General features: G+C 43.0%; 14 protein-coding genes. 9 read left to right on the top strand and 5 right to left on the bottom strand.

The window, feature by feature from the left end; translation table 11 throughout:
• Positions 1-2 precede the first annotated feature (2 nt).
• The 5 genes from AAEY62_RS01145 to AAEY62_RS01125 all read right to left on the bottom strand — a co-directional run bounded on the left by AAEY62_RS01145 (position 3) and on the right by AAEY62_RS01125 (position 6,075).
• Positions 3-1,154: an enoyl-CoA hydratase/isomerase family protein gene (locus tag AAEY62_RS01145; RefSeq protein WP_197236706.1), complete on the bottom strand. Its 1,152-nt coding sequence runs from the start codon at positions 1,152-1,154 to the stop codon at positions 3-5.
• On the bottom strand, positions 1,154-1,945 hold the full coding sequence (locus tag AAEY62_RS01140; RefSeq protein WP_182769636.1) for an enoyl-CoA hydratase: 792 nt from the start codon (positions 1,943-1,945) through the stop codon (positions 1,154-1,156). Before AAEY62_RS01140 ends, AAEY62_RS01145 begins: the two co-directional genes overlap by 1 nt.
• Positions 1,946-1,955: 10 nt before the next feature.
• On the bottom strand, positions 1,956-3,113 hold the full coding sequence (locus AAEY62_RS01135; RefSeq protein ID WP_197236705.1) for an acyl-CoA dehydrogenase family protein: 1,158 nt from the start codon (positions 3,111-3,113) through the stop codon (positions 1,956-1,958).
• A gap of 160 nt (positions 3,114-3,273) precedes the next feature.
• Positions 3,274-4,764: a CoA-acylating methylmalonate-semialdehyde dehydrogenase gene (locus AAEY62_RS01130; protein ID WP_101163878.1), complete on the bottom strand. Its 1,491-nt coding sequence runs from the start codon at positions 4,762-4,764 to the stop codon at positions 3,274-3,276.
• A gap of 129 nt (positions 4,765-4,893) precedes the next feature.
• Positions 4,894-6,075, bottom strand: a complete 1,182-nt coding sequence (locus AAEY62_RS01125; protein ID WP_101163879.1) for a thiolase family protein — start codon at positions 6,073-6,075, stop codon at positions 4,894-4,896.
• Positions 6,076-6,405: 330 nt separating this feature from the next.
• On the opposite strand from AAEY62_RS01125, the gene AAEY62_RS01120 reads away from it, so the two are divergent.
• The 9 genes from AAEY62_RS01120 (at position 6,406) to AAEY62_RS01080 (ending at position 16,055) form a co-directional block, all read left to right on the top strand.
• Positions 6,406-6,840: a MerR family transcriptional regulator gene (locus tag AAEY62_RS01120; protein WP_007580242.1), complete on the top strand. Its 435-nt coding sequence runs from the start codon at positions 6,406-6,408 to the stop codon at positions 6,838-6,840.
• A 56-nt stretch (positions 6,841-6,896) separates the two neighbouring features.
• Positions 6,897-8,072, top strand: a complete 1,176-nt coding sequence (locus tag AAEY62_RS01115; protein ID WP_101163880.1) for an isovaleryl-CoA dehydrogenase — start codon at positions 6,897-6,899, stop codon at positions 8,070-8,072.
• A 10-nt stretch (positions 8,073-8,082) separates the two neighbouring features.
• Entirely contained in the window at positions 8,083-9,690 is a 1,608-nt protein-coding gene (locus AAEY62_RS01110) for a carboxyl transferase domain-containing protein (protein WP_101217335.1), read from the top strand.
• A gap of 12 nt (positions 9,691-9,702) precedes the next feature.
• Positions 9,703-10,473: an enoyl-CoA hydratase/isomerase family protein gene (locus tag AAEY62_RS01105; RefSeq protein ID WP_024590169.1), complete on the top strand. Its 771-nt coding sequence runs from the start codon at positions 9,703-9,705 to the stop codon at positions 10,471-10,473.
• Positions 10,474-10,481: 8 nt separating this feature from the next.
• Positions 10,482-12,500 (top strand): acetyl/propionyl/methylcrotonyl-CoA carboxylase subunit alpha, encoded by a 2,019-nt coding sequence (locus AAEY62_RS01100; protein ID WP_024590168.1) that lies wholly within the window; start codon positions 10,482-10,484, stop codon positions 12,498-12,500.
• Entirely contained in the window at positions 12,500-13,396 is an 897-nt protein-coding gene (locus AAEY62_RS01095; RefSeq protein ID WP_024607467.1) for a hydroxymethylglutaryl-CoA lyase, read from the top strand. The genes AAEY62_RS01100 and AAEY62_RS01095 overlap by 1 nt, the downstream gene beginning before the upstream one ends.
• Positions 13,397-13,459: 63 nt before the next feature.
• Positions 13,460-14,158 carry a CoA transferase subunit A gene (locus AAEY62_RS01090; RefSeq protein WP_077537941.1) on the top strand — a complete coding sequence of 233 codons (699 nt, stop codon included), beginning with the start codon at positions 13,460-13,462 and terminating at the stop codon, positions 14,156-14,158.
• Between the two features lie 14 nt (positions 14,159-14,172).
• Positions 14,173-14,829, top strand: coding sequence for a CoA transferase subunit B (locus AAEY62_RS01085; RefSeq protein WP_007580251.1), 657 nt, complete (start codon positions 14,173-14,175; stop codon positions 14,827-14,829).
• A gap of 344 nt (positions 14,830-15,173) precedes the next feature.
• The gene (locus AAEY62_RS01080; protein ID WP_024590165.1) at positions 15,174-16,055 is read left to right on the top strand and encodes a LysR family transcriptional regulator; all 882 of its coding nucleotides are present in this window, start codon (positions 15,174-15,176) and stop codon (positions 16,053-16,055) included.
• Positions 16,056-16,245 lie beyond the last annotated feature (190 nt).

Here is a 16,245-nt window from a genome sequence, read left to right as displayed (position 1 = left end):
CTTTATTTGTGTATTGGCGTGTCTAAGCCATTGAGTGGGTGGTTTTCGCCAAAGCGATTAGCAAAAAAGCTGTCTATTATTGTTTGTGGTACATCACTTAGTGTTTTATATTGCCAATTTGGCGCACCGTCTTTATCTATTAATAGCGCCCTTACACCTTCTTGAAACTCGCCTACTTCGCCAGCGCGAACCGACATACCCAGCTCCATTTTAAAACACGCTAATAAGCTTTTGCCTTTACTGGTTTTTAATTGATCACTAACGAGTGCGCAGCTTAGTGGGCATCCGTGTTTAAGTGACTTTTGAGCGCGCTGTAGCCATTTATCGTCAGTAGCTAACCCTAAAATATAATCAACTTGCTCCTGCAAGGTTGTAAATTCACCCAGCTTTTGAATCGTTTTTAAATTAGCTTTTATATTGCCTTTTGGCATACGCGCTGATTGGTTGTCTAAATCGGTTAATAACTTAGTTAAACACTCATGATTTAAGCTTGCGGTTTTGCCCCATTTAGCTGCTAAAATTTGCGCAAGCATGGAATCATATTTAGTGCTGTCTATAAAGTGATCGGCAAGCGATACAAAACGCGCGTCGTCACAGTTAATTGATGCCGACGTTAACCCTAAAAATAATCCAACACTTTGTGGCATTTTATGTAAAAAGTAACTGCCGCCTACATCAGGGTATAAACCTATGGTTTGCTCTGGCATGGCAATGCGTGATGTTTCTGTAACAACGCGGTGGCTAGCACCGGCCATTAGTCCTAAACCGCCGCCCATTACTATGCCGTTACCCCAAACGAGGATAGGTTTATCAAAGGTATGAATAAGGTAATCAAGCTTGTACTCTAGCGTAAAAAACTCTTCAACTAAGCTTGTTGGTTTACCTTGCGCCATTGCATGATGAAGGCTTACAACATCGCCGCCTGCACAAAATGCTTTATCGCCTGCGCCTTTTAACAACACCATTGCAATAGCATCATCGTCTTGCCAAGCTCGCAATTGCGGTTCAAGTAACTTGATCATCTCAAAATTAAGTGCATTTAACGCTTTTGGCGCGTTGAGTGTAATAAGCCCAATTAAACTGCCATTTTCTGCGGTTGCGGTTTCAAATACCACGGGCTCATCGGCGCTATTTAATAATGTTAAAGCACTCATTAGCCGTTTACCCAGTTAGCTCGGCGTTTTTCTAAAAAGGCATTTACGCCCTCTTGTTGATCTTCGGTATCAAATAAACCAACAAATAACTCGCGCTCAAGAGGCAATACACTTGCCATTGGTTGATGGCGCCCTTTTTGAATCAATGTTTTACATGCTGCAACTGAGGTAGGGCTTTGATCGGCCACTTGGTTTGCCAGTTTTAATGCTGCTGCAAAGCTTTCACCTTGTGGTACTACTTCTTCTACTAAGCCGATTTGCAGGGCTTTATCAGCTTTTAAGCGCTCGCCGCATAAAATCATGCGCTTTGCCCAGCCTTCGCCTACAAGCCATGCTAAATTTTGTGTCCCACCCGCACACGGTAATAAGCCAACTTTAGCTTCAGGGAGCGCCATTTGTGCTTGCTCTTCCGCTATACGTACGTCGCACGCAAGGGCGACTTCTAGCCCGCCGCCCATTGCATAGCCGTTTATGGCTGCAACCGACACGCCTCTAAAATTAGTAAGCGCTTCAAATGCTTCACCAAATACACGCGACATATCGGCGGCTACGCCTTTATCGCCACCAGCAAATACGTTTAGGTCGGCACCTGCGCTAAAAAACTTCTCGCCTTCACCTGTCAGTACTAATGCATAAATATTTTTATTATTATTAAGCTCATTAACGGTATTTTTTAAATCAACTAGGGTGTCTTTTGTCCAGGTGTTTGCTGGCGGGTTAGACATCGTTAAAATAGCAACATGACCTTCGGTTGTTAGTTCAATACTCGGATTAGATTTAGATTCTGACATACATTGCTCCTTATAAAACGTCGTTTGCAGACTGCGCTAAAATACGGCGCGCTATAATTACACGCATAATTTCGTTAGTGCCTTCTAAAATTTGATGAACGCGTACATCACGTACATGGCGCTCAAGCGGGTATTCTTTTATGTAACCGTAACCACCATGAATTTGCAGTGCGTCGTTACACACGGTAAAGCCAACATCGGTAGCAAAACGTTTAGCCATGGCGCAGTAAGTGGTTTTTTCAACGTCGTTATTATCAAGTTTAAATGCAGCAAGCCTAACCATTTGGCGCGCAGCTACAAGCTCGGTGTTCATATCGGCAATTTTAAATTGCAATGCTTGAAACGCAGCCAATGGTTTACCAAATTGTGTACGTTCTTTTAAATATTCACGGGCTGTATTAAGCGCCGCTTGCGCTGTACCAATTGAACATGTGGCAATGTTAATTCGACCGCCATCAAGGCCTTGCATCGCAAATTTAAAGCCTTCGCCCTCTGCGCCTAATAAGTTATGCGCAGGAATGCGTACATCTTCAAAGCTAATTAGGCGTGTAGGTTGTGCGTTCCAACCCATTTTTTCTTCGGCTTTGCCGTATTCAACGCCTTTTGCGTCGGCCGGGACTACAAATGCCGAAATACCCGCAGCGCCTTCGCCGCCTGTACGTGCCATTACCACTAATACTTCGGTTTCGCCCGCGCCCGATATAAACATTTTTGAGCCGTTAATAACGTACTCATCGCCCTCAAGCACGGCTTTTGTTTTAAGTGATGCGGCGTCTGAGCCCGAGCCTGGCTCTGTTAAACAGTAAGAGGCAAGTAACTCGCCCATTACTAATTGCTCTACGTATTTGTCTTTAACGGCATCGGTACCAAAACTTGCTACCATCCAGGTAGCCATATTATGAATGGTTAACATGGCCGTTGTTGCGGTACAACCCATAGCAAGTTGTTCAAAAATAATACTCGAATCTAAACGAGATAAACCAAGGCCGCCTGCTTCCTCTGGCGTGTATAAACCACAAAAACCAAGCTCGCCCGCTGCTTTAATCGTGTCTTTAGGAAAAATATGTTCGCGATCCCATTTTGCTGCATGGGGCGCAAGTTCTGACTCGGCAAATTGGCGTGCTGTTTGAGCAAAGGCTTGTTGATCTTCAGATAAGTTAAAGTCCATGGTAGACCTCTTTAATTATGTTAGTTGTGTTGTTAGTGTTTCCCGTCACGGGAGTAGTTTGTGACGAGCGGCGAAGGCTTATGTGTGTTGTGTGTGAAGTAGCCTTCGCGCCCATCTTTATTATTAATTATTCTTTTATTTACTCATTTTTTAATTACGATTATTTTAAGTTAATGCTCATATTTGGACCCGACGCAATGTCGTCTTCAAACCAACGTGAGGTAATCGTTTTAGTTTCTGTGTAAAAACGAATGCCTTGTTTACCGTACGTGTGTGTATCGCCGTAAAACGAGCCTTTCCAACCAGTGAACGAAAAGAACGGAAGTGGCACCGGAATTGGCACATTAATACCTACTTGGCCTACTTCAATTTCGTGTTGGAATTTACGAGCCACTGCGCCGCTTGAGGTAAATAACGAGGTACCGTTACCGTAAGGGCTGTCGTTAATAAGTGCGATTGCTTCATCAAGCGTGTCTACAAACATACACGCCAGTACTGGGCCAAATATTTCTTCTTTATATAAATCCATCTCTTTGGTTACATCGGTAAATAACGTTGGGCCAACCCAGTTACCTTGCTCATACCCTTCAACTGTAAAGTCAGAACCATCAATTAAACAAGTAGCGCCTTGCTCTTTACCACCGGCAATGAGTGATAAAATACGTGCTTTTGCTGCTTTTGATGTTTGTGGACCGTATGCTGCATTTGCATCATCCCACACGCCTGGGCGTACATTTTCAAAGCCTGCTTTAATTTCATCTATCCACTGACTTGCTTGACCTACAAATACAGCAACCGAAATACCCATACAACGCTGACCAGCAGCACCTACCGATGCGCCTACTAGGTTGTTTACAACGTGCGATTTACTTGCATCTGGCATAATAACCATGTGGTTTTTAGCGCCAACACAGGCTTGCACGCGTTTAAGATTTTGTGTGCCTTTAGAATAAATATAAGCACCTACACCACACGAGCCAACAAACGAAATAGCACGCACAGCTTTATCTTCTAGTAAACGGTCTACTTGTGGTTTTGTACCGTGAACAACTTGTAATACGCCTTTTGGTGCGCCGGCTTCAATAAATAGCTCTGCTAAACGCATTGGTGTAAGTGGATCTTGCTCAGACGGTTTTAAAATGAAGGTGTTACCACACACAATAGCCAGCGGGAACATCCAAAGTGGGATCATCGCAGGGAAGTTAAACGGGGTAACACCTGCACACACGCCAAGTGGCTGCATGTAAGAATACGTATCGATTTTACGCGCTACGTTTTCCATTGTTTCACCCATCATTAATGATGGCGCGTTAGCGGCTTGTTCTACTACTTCAATACCACGCCAAACATCGCCTTTTGCATCTTCAAACGTTTTACCCAATTCGTGGCAAATAATGGTAGCAAGCTCATCGTGATGTTCTTTTAATAGCGCCGCGTACTTCATCATAATGCGAGCACGTTCAGTAATAGGTACGTCTTTCCATGTTTTAAACGTTTCAGAGGCTGAGGCAATTGCTGCATCCATTTCTGACTCGGTGGTACATGGCACTTGTGCAAGTACTTCTTGAGTTGCTGGGTTTATAACATCGATAAGCTCTTTAGACGCTGATTGAATAAATTCGCCATTAATAAGTAGTGGTACTTGGTGCATGATTAAATCCTAGTGTGTGAGTTGTGTGTTCTCTTTTAAAATTGGTAGCGCCGCTTTGTTAGTATTATGAGTGCAGCGCCTTTATAGTTATTCGTTAAAGTATTCGTCTAGCTATTCATGTAACCCTAATTAGTAAGCTTCTACGGCCATAGCAACCGCTTCACCGCCACCAATACATAAAGACGCAATGCCTTTTTTAAGGCCTCGGTTTTTAAGGGCATGAATAAGCGTTACTAAAATACGCGCGCCGCTTGCACCAATTGGATGACCCAATGCACATGCACCGCCATTCACGTTTACTTTGCTTTCATCAAGTTTTAACTCGTTAATAGCCAGCATGGTTACCATGGCAAATGCTTCGTTAATTTCCCAAAGGTCAACATCGTTTACAGCCCAGCCTGCTTTTTCAAGCACGCTGCTTATTGCACCTACTGGCGCTACAGTAAATTCACTTGGTTTTTGAGAGTGAGTACTGTGCGCCACAATTTTACAAAGCGGTGTTAACCCCAGCTCTTTTGCTTTTGATTCGCTCATTAATATAAGCGCTGCGCCACCGTCTGAAATTGACGATGAATTAGCCGCTGTAATGGTGCCGTCTTTTTTAAAGGCTGCACGCAGGCTTGGAATTTTTTCTGGGCGGGCGTTACCTGGTTGCTCGTCAATCGAAACTGTTACATCGCCTTTGCGTGTTTGCATCGTATGCGGGGCAACTTCGTTATCAAAGCTACCATTTTGTATCGCGGCTTTTGCTTTACTTAATGAGCCTAATGCAAACGCATCCATTTGCTCGCGGCCAATGCCGTATTCGTCGGCGGTGTCTTGTGCAAAACAACCCATAGCTTTGTTGTCGTATGCATCTTCAAGGCCATCGCTCATCATGTGATCTTTTATTTCGCCATGTCCCATACGCATTCCGCCACGCGCTTTTGGTATAAAGTACGGTGCGTTTGTCATGCTTTCCATGCCACCAGCAATAGCAGATTGAATAGAGCCTGCTTTAATTAAATCGTTTGCAAGCATGGCGGCTTTTAAACCAGAGCCACATACTTTATTAATTGTTGTAGCGCCAGTGCTAAGTGCAAGGCCTGCTTTTAACATTGCTTGGCGTGCAGGTGCTTGTCCAAGGCCTGCTGGTAATACACAGCCCATAATTACTTCATCTATTGCATCATTAGCTAAACCAGTTTGTGCAAGTGCACTGGCAATGGCGGTAGCGCCAAGCTCTGTAGACTGCGCATCACTTAACGCTCCCATAAAACCACCCATTGGGGTGCGTTTTGCTGCTACAATTACCACTGATTCTAAAGTCATAACTAACTCCGTTGTAATTTAATGCAAATAATTGTTAGTATATTTGCTCTATTAATTTAGTATTCATTTATTATTTAATACCTACACACAATACTAACGTTTACGCCAACGTCAACTAAAAACAGCTTAATTTTTAGTTTTATAAGTGTAAGCATTATTTTCCAGCTGTTAGGCCACACTGAGGAAATAAAATTAACCTACTGAAAATTAATAAAATAAGTCAATTCTTCGCACCAACATTCCTTTATAAATAGTTTCAAACTACGCCAAGCTTTACCTTTACGTAAACTTCACTTATATTGGGGTTATTCGAATGAGGTAAATACAATTATGAAACCAGATAATCAAACAAACTTTGCAAGCTCAGCCAAAATGCCGGCTAGTAATGAACAAACATTTAGCATTAGCGAACTCGCTAAAGAATTTGACATTACAACCCGCTCCATTCGCTTTTACGAAGATCAAGGGTTAATAACCCCAGAGCGTAATGGTCAAACACGTATTTATTCAAAGCGCGACAAAGTGCGTTTAAAACTAATATTACGTGGTAAGCGCCTTGGTTTTACATTGGCCGAAACCGGTCGTTTGTTTGAACTGTACGACGCTGATAAGTCGAGCGCTAAGCAGCTGGTTACCATGCTTGATTTAATAGCCGATAAAAAGTCTGACCTATCTCAACAAATGGACGACATTAAAGTTGTTCTTATGGAGTTGGTGACGGCCGAGCGCCGCTGCAGAGACACGCTTAATAAAATAGACGAGTAAGTTTATTTTTAAAATAACAACACACTGACAACACACACGTCACACAGGAATGAATCATGAGCACTATTTCACTATATAAAGAAATGAACTTTGGCCTTGGCGAAACCGCCGATATGATCCGCGACCACGTAAACAGTTTTGCGAGTCAGGAGATTGCCCCGCTTGCTGAAAAAACTGACTTAGATAACGCTTTTCCAAATCAACTTTGGACTCAAATGGGCGAAATGGGCGTACTAGGTATGACCGTATCTGAAGAACTTGGTGGCGCCGGTTTAGGTTACTTAGAACATGTTATTGCTATGGAAGAGATTAGCCGTGCCAGTGCCTCTATAGGTTTAAGCTATGGAGCACATTCTAACCTGTGTGTTAATCAAATTAACCGTAACGGTACACAAGCTCAAAAAGAAAAATACTTACCAAAGCTTATTAGTGGCGAGCACATTGGTGCTCTTGCAATGAGCGAGCCTAATGCGGGCTCTGACGTTGTATCGATGAAACTTAAAGCCGAGAAAAAAGGCGATAAGTACATTTTAAACGGCAACAAAATGTGGATCACCAATGGCCCCGACGCACACACACTCGTTATTTACGCTAAAACAGATTTAAACGCCGGCGCTAAAGGCATTACCGCGTTTATTGTTGAGAGCAACTTTCCTGGTTTTTCTACGGCGCAAAAGCTCGACAAACTGGGCATGCGCGGCTCAAACACCTGTGAGCTGGTATTTGAAAACTGCGAAGTGCCCCAGGAAAACATTTTAGGTAACTTAAACGAAGGCGTTAAAGTACTTATGAGTGGCCTTGATTACGAACGCGTAGTACTTGCAGCAGGCCCGCTTGGCATAATGCAAGCGTGTATGGACATAGTGGTACCGTATATTCACGAGCGTAAACAGTTTGACACCCCTATTGGTCAATTTCAGTTAATTCAGGGCAAAGTAGCCGACATGTATACACAAATGAATGCTGCCCGTTCATATGTGTATACGGTAGCTCGCTCTTGTGACCGTGGCGAAACAACCCGTAAAGATGCTGCCGGTGCCATTTTATATGCAGCAGAACTTGCGACTAAAATGGCGCTTGACGCGATTCAAATTTTAGGTGGCAATGGCTACATAAACGAATACGCAACGGGTCGCCTGCTTCGTGATGCTAAATTATACGAAATTGGTGCAGGTACATCAGAAATACGCCGTATGCTTATTGGTCGCGAACTTTTCACTGAAAGCCGTTAAGGATTAAACCATGACGATTTTAAAATCGAGCGTTAACCCTCACGATCCAACGTTTGTGCAAAACCATAAAAACATGTCGGCGCTGGTGGATGATTTACGCAGTAAAGTAGCAACAATTAGCCAAGGCGGAGGCGCGGCATTAAAGGAGCGCCACGAAGGCCGTGGTAAATTATTTGTACGCGACCGTATAAGTACGTTAATTGACGAAGGCTCACCGTTTTTAGAAATTTCGCAATTTGCTGCCTTTGGTGTGTACGAACAAGCAATACCGTGCGCCGGTGTTGTAGCCGGTATAGGCCGTGTTAAAGGCATTGAATGCATGATTATTGCAAACGATGCCACGGTTAAAGGCGGTACGTATTTTCCGCTTACTGTTAAAAAGCATTTACGCGCACAAGACATAGCAGAGCGCTGCCACTTACCGTGTATTTATCTTGTAGATTCGGGCGGTGCAAACCTGCCTGAGCAAGACGATGTATTTCCGGACAAACTGCATTTTGGTCGTATTTTTTACAATCAAGCCCGTATGTCGGGTAAAGGTATTCCACAAATTGCCGTGGTAATGGGATTATGTACCGCAGGTGGTGCGTACGTACCTGCTATGGCCGATGAAAGCATTATTGTAAAAGATCAAGGCACTATATTTTTAGCAGGCCCGCCGCTTGTAAAAGCAGCAACAGGCGAAGAAGTAACAGCCGAAGAACTAGGCGGTGCCGATGTGCACTGTAAAGTGTCGGGTGTCGCCGATCACTACGCTGAAAACGATGCTCATGCGCTGTCTATTGCGCGCCAATGTATTGAGCGCATTAACTACACACGTCCGACCGCCCCTCTTCTAGAGGATGTAAAACCACCTCGTTATGATATTAACGAGCTTTACGGCATTGTAGGCACCGACCTTAAAAAGCCGTTTGATGTACGCGAAGTAATAGCCCGCACTGTAGATGACTCATCATTTGATGAATTTAAACGCTATTTTGGTGAAACGTTAGTCACCGGTTTTGCCAGCATTTATGGCAACCCCGTTGGCATAGTGGCTAATAACGGTATTTTATTTAGTGAGTCGGCGCAAAAAGGCGCGCACTTTATTCAGCTGTGTGCTCAGCGCAATATTCCTTTAGTGTTTTTACAAAATATTACCGGCTTTATGGTGGGTAAAAAATACGAAGCCGAAGGCATTGCAAAGCACGGCGCTAAAATGGTGATGGCGGTTTCGTGTGCTGATGTGCCTAAATTTACAGTACTTATTGGCGGCTCTTACGGCGCAGGTAACTACGGAATGTGTGGCCGTGCATTTGAACCAACCATGATGTGGATGTGGCCTAATGCCCGAATTTCGGTCATGGGCGGCGAACAAGCAGCGGGTGTAATGGCGCAAGTTAAACAAGATGGTTTAGCACGCAAAGGTCAAAGCATGAGCGAGCAAGAAATCAGTGACTTTAAAAAGCCAATTATTGACCAGTACGAAGAGCAAGGTCATCCGTATTACGCCAGCGCACGCTTGTGGGATGACGGTATTATAGACCCTGCCGATACGCGTAATGTATTAGGGCTTGCGTTAACGGCTGCGAACAACGCACCAAAACGTGATTCGAAATTTGGCGTATTTAGAATGTAACCGGAGCGCAAAATGTCAGTAACACTACAAATAACAAAATCTAATGTGGCTGTACTTGTATTAAGCCGCCCAGAAAAAAGAAACGCATTTAACAGCGAAGTAATACATGAGCTGATTCAGTGTATTGAACATGCAAATACGCTTGATATTCGCGCTTTGGTTTTAAAAACAGAAGGTAAGCATTTTTCAGCCGGTGCCGATTTAGCCTGGATGAAGTCGATGGCTGATAACAGCTACGCAGATAACTTGGCTGATTCGATGCAATTGGCTAAATTAATGCAGGTGCTGGCAAACTCGCCCCACCCTACAATTTGCGCTGTGCAAGGTGCTGCTTTTGGTGGTGCACTGGGCTTAATTGCCTGTTGCGACATAGCCCTTAGTAAAGACGATGCGCAATTTTGTTTAAGCGAAGTAAAGCTTGGCCTTATTCCGGCTGTTATTAGCCCGTATGTCATTAAAGCGATTGGTGAACGCGCTGCTCGCAGGTACTTTTTAACGGCTGAAGTGTTTGATGCACATACTGCTAAGCAACTTGGTTTAATTCATCAAGTAACCGGTAATTTAGACTGTGCGCTCGATAATATGCTGCAAACACTGATTGATAACGGACCTGTTGCAGTAAAAGCCGCAAAAGCATTAATTAACGATGTAGCAAATAAACCAATAACCGATGAACTCATTGAGCTTACCGCAGAGCGTATTGCAAAAATTCGCGTATCTGAGGAAGGCCAAGAAGGGCTAACTGCTTTTTTTGATAAACGCCCACCCGCTTGGCAACTGTAGGATTGATTATGAACACACAACGATTACAAAAAATACTGATTGCCAATCGTGGAGAAATTGCGTGCCGAGTAATGCGCAGCGCAAAACAAATGGGCTTAACCACGGTCGCGGTTTATTCTGATGCAGACAAACATGCCCGGCACGTAAAAATGGCCGACGAGGCTTACCATATTGGTGCTGCGCCAAGTAAAGATTCGTATTTAGTAGCAGACAAAATTTTGCAAGTTGCCAAAGACTGCGGCGCTGATTGTATTCACCCGGGGTATGGTTTTTTATCTGAAAACAGCGAATTTGCTAAAGCCTGCGAAGCTAACAACATTGCTTTTGTAGGGCCACCAGCAAGTAGCATTGAAGCAATGGGGTCTAAAACCCGCGCTAAAGAAATAATGGCAGCTGCTAATGTGCCATTAGTACCTGGTTATTACGGCGATAAACAAGACCCTGCTTTTTTACAAAGTGAAGCTGAAAAAATTGGCTACCCTGTACTAATTAAAGCCGCCTTTGGCGGCGGCGGTAAGGGCATGCGTGTGGTTGAAAAAGCAAAAGACTTTATGAGCGCACTACAAGGTGCGCAACGTGAAGCTATTGCCGGTTTTGGTAACGATTTAGTATTGCTTGAGCGCTACGTAAACCAACCTCGCCATGTTGAAGTGCAAGTATTTGCAGATAACTACGGTAACTGTGTTTATTTAGGCGATCGTGATTGTTCTTTGCAACGTCGTCATCAAAAAGTAATTGAAGAAGCCCCTGCTCCCGGTTTATCTGACGAACTACGTAAAGAAATGGGCGAAGCGGCTGTACGTTGTGCACTGGCTATAAATTATAGAGGCGCAGGTACGGTTGAGTTTTTACTGTGTGGCGATGAATTTTTCTTTATGGAAATGAATACGCGCCTTCAAGTAGAACACCCAGTAACCGAAATGGTAACCGGTGTAGATTTAGTCAATTGGCAAATTAATATTGCGGGTGGGCAAACACTGCCACTGACACAAAGTGATATTCAATTGCAGGGTCATAGCTTTGAAGCGCGTATATACGCAGAAGATCCAGCTAACGACTTTATCCCGTGTTCGGGTACTATTGAAGCGTTACATACACCGCTTAACAGCGAATTTGTACGCATTGATACAGGCATTGCACAAGGCGACGAAATTAGCCCGTTTTACGATCCGATGATTGCAAAACTTATTGTGCACGACGACAATCGCGAACAAGCACTGAGCCGTTTACAACACGCTCTTGAGCAATTTCATTTAGCAGGTTTTAGCACTAACATTGGCTTTTTACATAACTTAGCAAGCCACCCTACCTTTAAACAAGGTGCGCCAAGTACACACTTTATTGCAGAGCAAGGCGACTCGTTAGTTGCGGTTGATAAATCGTTATTACAAGCAAGCCAACTTATTGGTGCTTTTGCATATTTAGAATCGTTAACTAACACCCAAAATGCGCCAAACAGTGCAAGCCCGTGGCAACAACTAAGCGGTTTTACACTCAATGCTCCGCAAGCAATTAAAGTTCCTTTTGCTGATTTACAGCTAAGCGCTATAAAAACGTCAGCGGGCTATAGTATTACGCATAACGAGCACGTATTTAACCTACAAGGCACATTAAATAACAATCTTTGCAGTGTATTTATTAACGGCGAAAAACATACCGCGCATGTAAATACTGTTGGCAATAGTACCGTGAGCAATAGTACTGTTGGCAATATTGTCACTGTTATGAATAAAGCACTGCAAACTAAGCTTGAACTAGTTGATAAACATTATATTAGTTCGCACGAAAGCGAAGCTCTGCCACTTGCCGCGCCACTTAATGGCACGGTAGTTAAGCACTTAATCGAAATTGGTAGCACAATCACCAAAGGCGATGCGGTTGTTATTATCGAAGCCATGAAAATGGAATACACGCTTAACGCACCACACGACGGCATTTTAAAAAGCTATTGTTTTGGTGAAGGCGAATTAGTAACGCATGGTGCTCTGCTTGCTATAGTAGAAGATACAACAGAGGAAGGTGCATAATGAGTGCCTTTGCAAGTAAAGTACGTATTGTTGAAGTTGGCGCGCGAGACGGCCTACAAAACGAAAAAACAGTAAGCACAGCCGATAAAGTAGCGCTTATTAACGCCCTAAGTGCCGCAGGTTTAAAAGATATTGAAGCTGGCGCGTTTGTCTCCCCTAAATGGGTACCACAAATGGCAGACTCAGCGGATGTAATATCAGCGCTAGATTTACCCGATGTAAATTTAAGTGCCCTTACACCTAACTTAAAAGGTGCACAAGCAGCGCACACTGTTGGCATTAAAGAGTTTGCTATATTTACCGCTGCGAGTGAGTCGTTTTGTCAAAAAAACATAAACTGCTCAATAGATAAGAGTATTGAACGCTTTAGTGAAGTAATGGCGTTTGCTAAAGCGAATAATATCCGCGTACGTGGTTATGTAAGCTGTGTGCTAGGTTGCCCCTATGAGGGTGAGATTGACCCACAAGCAGTACTAAGTGTATCGCAAAAGCTATTAGATTTAGGGTGTTACGAAGTAAGCCTTGGCGATACCATTGGTGTTGGCACCGCTAAAAAAGTAACGCAATTAATCGAGTTACTCTTAACACGCATTGATAAAACCAAGCTGGCCGTGCATTTTCATGATACTTACGGGCAAGCGCTCACAAATATTTACGCAGCCTTAAGCCTAGGTATAGCAACGGTTGACGCGGCAGTTGCAGGCCTTGGTGGCTGTCCTTATGCTAAAGGAGCGTCAGGAAATGTTGCCACCGAAGATGTAGTTTACTTACTGCAAGGGCTTGGCATTGAACACGGAATTGATTTACAAAGGTTAAGTGACGCTGGCTGGGAGATAACCAAAGCACTTGGTAAGCAACCTGTGAGCAAAGTATCTGTGGCACTGCACACTAAATAGCTATCTTATAAAATGATGATTCAAGATAGTTAACAACAAATAGCACACAATGAGGAGAGACTCATGGCCGGTTTTGATAAGGTAGTTTCTAGTTACGAAGCTGCAATGGAAGGATTAAAAGACGGCGATACCATTATTGCCGGAGGTTTTGGTTTATGTGGTATTCCAGAGGGCTTAATTAAACAAATTAAGCACATGCAAACAAAAGACTTAACCGTGGTATCTAATAACTGTGGTGTTGATGACTTTGGTTTAGGTATTTTATTACAAGACAAACAAATTAAAAAAGTGATTGCGTCATACGTTGGCGAAAACGCCCTATTCGAACAACAGTTATTAAGTGGCGAAATTGATGTAGAGCTTACACCTCAAGGTACACTTGCTGAAAAAATGCGTGCTGGTGGCGCGGGTATACCCGCATTTTACACGGCAACCGGTTACGGTACTCCTGTGGCAGAAGGCAAAGACGTAAAAGAATTTAATGGTCGCCCATATATTTTAGAAGAGTCTATAACGGGTGAATTTGCTATTGTTAAAGCGTGGAAAGCCGATCGTTACGGTAATTTAGTGTTTAGACACACCGCCATGAACTTTAATCCAATGGCAGCAACGGCTGGTAAAATTACCGTTGCCGAAGTAGAAGAAATTGTAGAGCCGGGTGAGCTTGAACCAAGCCAAATTCATACCCCGGGTATTTTTGTAAATCGCGTTATTAAAGGCAGCTTTGAAAAACGCATTGAACGTGTAACAACACGAGATTAAGCAGGAGCATAATTATGGCATTATCACGTGAACAAGTTGCAATGCGCGTTGCACAAGAACTACAAGATGGTTACTACGTTAATTTGGGCATAGGAATTCCGACACTCGTCGCAAACTATGTACCGGATGATATTGAAGTTATGTTACAGTCCGAAAATGGTCTTTTAGGCATGGGCCCGTACCCTACTAAAGCAGAGCTAGATGCCGATATGATAAACGCGGGTAAAGAAACCGTGACAGCAGCTAAAGGTGCAGCCATATTTAATAGTGCAGATAGTTTTGCCATGATACGGGGTGGTCATGTAGACTTAACTGTTCTGGGTGCATTTGAAGTTGACCAGAACGGCAACATCGCATCGTGGATGATCCCTAAAAAGCTGATTAAAGGCATGGGTGGCGCGATGGATTTAGTCGCTGGCGCGAAAAACATTATTGTTACTATGACCCATGCAAGTAAGCATGGTGACTCTAAACTATTAGAAGCCTGCTCTTTACCGCTTACTGGCGTTAATTGCGTTAAAAAAATAGTGACAGATTTAGCCGTACTAGAAGTTAAAGACGGCGCATTTCATTTATTAGAACGCGCTCCGGGCGTAACTGTTGATGAAATCATTAGTAAAACAGCAGGTAAATTACTTGTTGACGGTGAAGTACCAGAAATGGTTTTTTAGTAACTTTTAATAAGTTAACTTAAAATAACGCTTTACCCTGTACCGACCTCATTCCCAGTGCCAATGGCGCTGAGTTACCCAAAATCCCTCTCACGAGGGATTTTTTTTATCTTTTGCCATTATTTTTACCGTCATTCATACATCTGTAGTAAATTTTATCTATAATACAAATATAAATTAAATGTAAGCGCTTAGATTCTTTGCACTATTTTGTGGATAGTCTGCACCCTTTTTGTGAACTAGCGTTAAATTTATTTTTAACCTACTGATATTTAAATATTAAATAGTTGGTTCAAATTTTGCCTAAGTAAGGCGTCTCAATAAATTAAATAATTCTGGAAAACATGCAAACTCCTATTCGTGGCCTTCGCTCTTTTTGCTTTGCCGCAAGAAGCCTAAGTTTTAAGCATGCAGCTAATGAGCTGTACTTAACGCCGTCTGCGGTAAGCCATCAAATAAAACAACTTGAAGAACAACTTGGTATTGAACTTTTTCAACGTAAAACGCGTTCAATTAGCTTAACCACAGCGGGTAAAAACTTTTTTGATGCTGTGTCTCCTATCATCACAATGTTAGAGGGCACCATTAACGAGTTTAGTCAGATGCAGCAAAATACAAATTTGACAATTACGTTGCCTGAGTTTTTTGCCAGCGAGCTACTCATGCCTAAATTAAGTGAGTGGACGTCAGAGCACCCTAATATAAACCTGCAAATGGATACGCTTAAAACACGCAAAGAATTAACGCGCCATAGCGATTTATCTATTGTATTGTCCTCAGGTAAACCTACTGAAGGATTAGCGACTGAGTTGTTTAACCTTGAATATATTCCTGCATGTAATAAAAAATTGCTCGACCAATGGAGGGACGATCATCGTCAAGCGCTTAACCAAGTTCCGCTGATCCTCCACAAAGCTCGCCCTTGGGCATGGCACCAGTGGGCCGAAAAAGCGGGGATTGATGACTTTTCTCCTTCGCAGATTATTCAAATAGATAGCATGTTTGGTGTAGCGCGTGCAGCGCAGCAAGGCATGGGCATTGCGCTTATCCCACTGCCTATTAGTCAAAGCTGGTTAGATGAGCAATGGCTGTACAAATTATTCGAACAGCCTTTAACAACTAAAGATAAATACTATTTAGTACAGCACGAATCAAGCACGCCTAATCACCCGCTTGATTTATTTGCGAAGTGGGTTGTAAATACGTTTAGAAAAATCCAAGAATAATCCCCTATTAGACGAGTTCAGTAATACAACCCACTCTGTGTTTTATTACTGAACTCGTCTAATACCAACCTGCATAAATCTTTGATCAATTTAACGAATTAAATTGCACTATTACGTCGTTAAAAATTTTTTATTTAGAACAACTAGATACAAAAATTTTTGCCTAGTTCTAGCGTAATTTTCTTAACGT

It is taken from the genome of Pseudoalteromonas sp. GW168-MNA-CIBAN-0100, from assembly GCF_040309225.1.
In the GTDB taxonomy this organism is placed as follows: domain Bacteria; phylum Pseudomonadota; class Gammaproteobacteria; order Enterobacterales; family Alteromonadaceae; genus Pseudoalteromonas; species Pseudoalteromonas arctica.
This window is presented reverse-complemented; position numbering and strand designations above follow the sequence as displayed.

Excerpts from the sequence above, each read along its gene's own strand:
- AAEY62_RS01145 (WP_197236706.1), bottom strand. The coding sequence starts at position 1,154 with ATGAGTGCTTTAACATTATTAAATAGCGCCGATGAGCCCGTGGTATTT.
- AAEY62_RS01140 (WP_182769636.1), bottom strand. The coding sequence starts at position 1,945 with ATGTCAGAATCTAAATCTAATCCGAGTATTGAACTAACAACCGAAGGT.
- AAEY62_RS01135 (WP_197236705.1), bottom strand. The coding sequence starts at position 3,113 with ATGGACTTTAACTTATCTGAAGATCAACAAGCCTTTGCTCAAACAGCA.
- AAEY62_RS01130 (WP_101163878.1), bottom strand. The coding sequence starts at position 4,764 with ATGCACCAAGTACCACTACTTATTAATGGCGAATTTATTCAATCAGCG.
- AAEY62_RS01125 (WP_101163879.1), bottom strand. The coding sequence starts at position 6,075 with ATGACTTTAGAATCAGTGGTAATTGTAGCAGCAAAACGCACCCCAATG.
- AAEY62_RS01120 (WP_007580242.1), top strand. The coding sequence starts at position 6,406 with ATGAAACCAGATAATCAAACAAACTTTGCAAGCTCAGCCAAAATGCCG.
- AAEY62_RS01115 (WP_101163880.1), top strand. The coding sequence starts at position 6,897 with ATGAGCACTATTTCACTATATAAAGAAATGAACTTTGGCCTTGGCGAA.
- AAEY62_RS01110 (WP_101217335.1), top strand. The coding sequence starts at position 8,083 with ATGACGATTTTAAAATCGAGCGTTAACCCTCACGATCCAACGTTTGTG.
- AAEY62_RS01105 (WP_024590169.1), top strand. The coding sequence starts at position 9,703 with ATGTCAGTAACACTACAAATAACAAAATCTAATGTGGCTGTACTTGTA.
- AAEY62_RS01100 (WP_024590168.1), top strand. The coding sequence starts at position 10,482 with ATGAACACACAACGATTACAAAAAATACTGATTGCCAATCGTGGAGAA.
- AAEY62_RS01095 (WP_024607467.1), top strand. The coding sequence starts at position 12,500 with ATGAGTGCCTTTGCAAGTAAAGTACGTATTGTTGAAGTTGGCGCGCGA.
- AAEY62_RS01090 (WP_077537941.1), top strand. The coding sequence starts at position 13,460 with ATGGCCGGTTTTGATAAGGTAGTTTCTAGTTACGAAGCTGCAATGGAA.
- AAEY62_RS01085 (WP_007580251.1), top strand. The coding sequence starts at position 14,173 with ATGGCATTATCACGTGAACAAGTTGCAATGCGCGTTGCACAAGAACTA.
- AAEY62_RS01080 (WP_024590165.1), top strand. The coding sequence starts at position 15,174 with ATGCAAACTCCTATTCGTGGCCTTCGCTCTTTTTGCTTTGCCGCAAGA.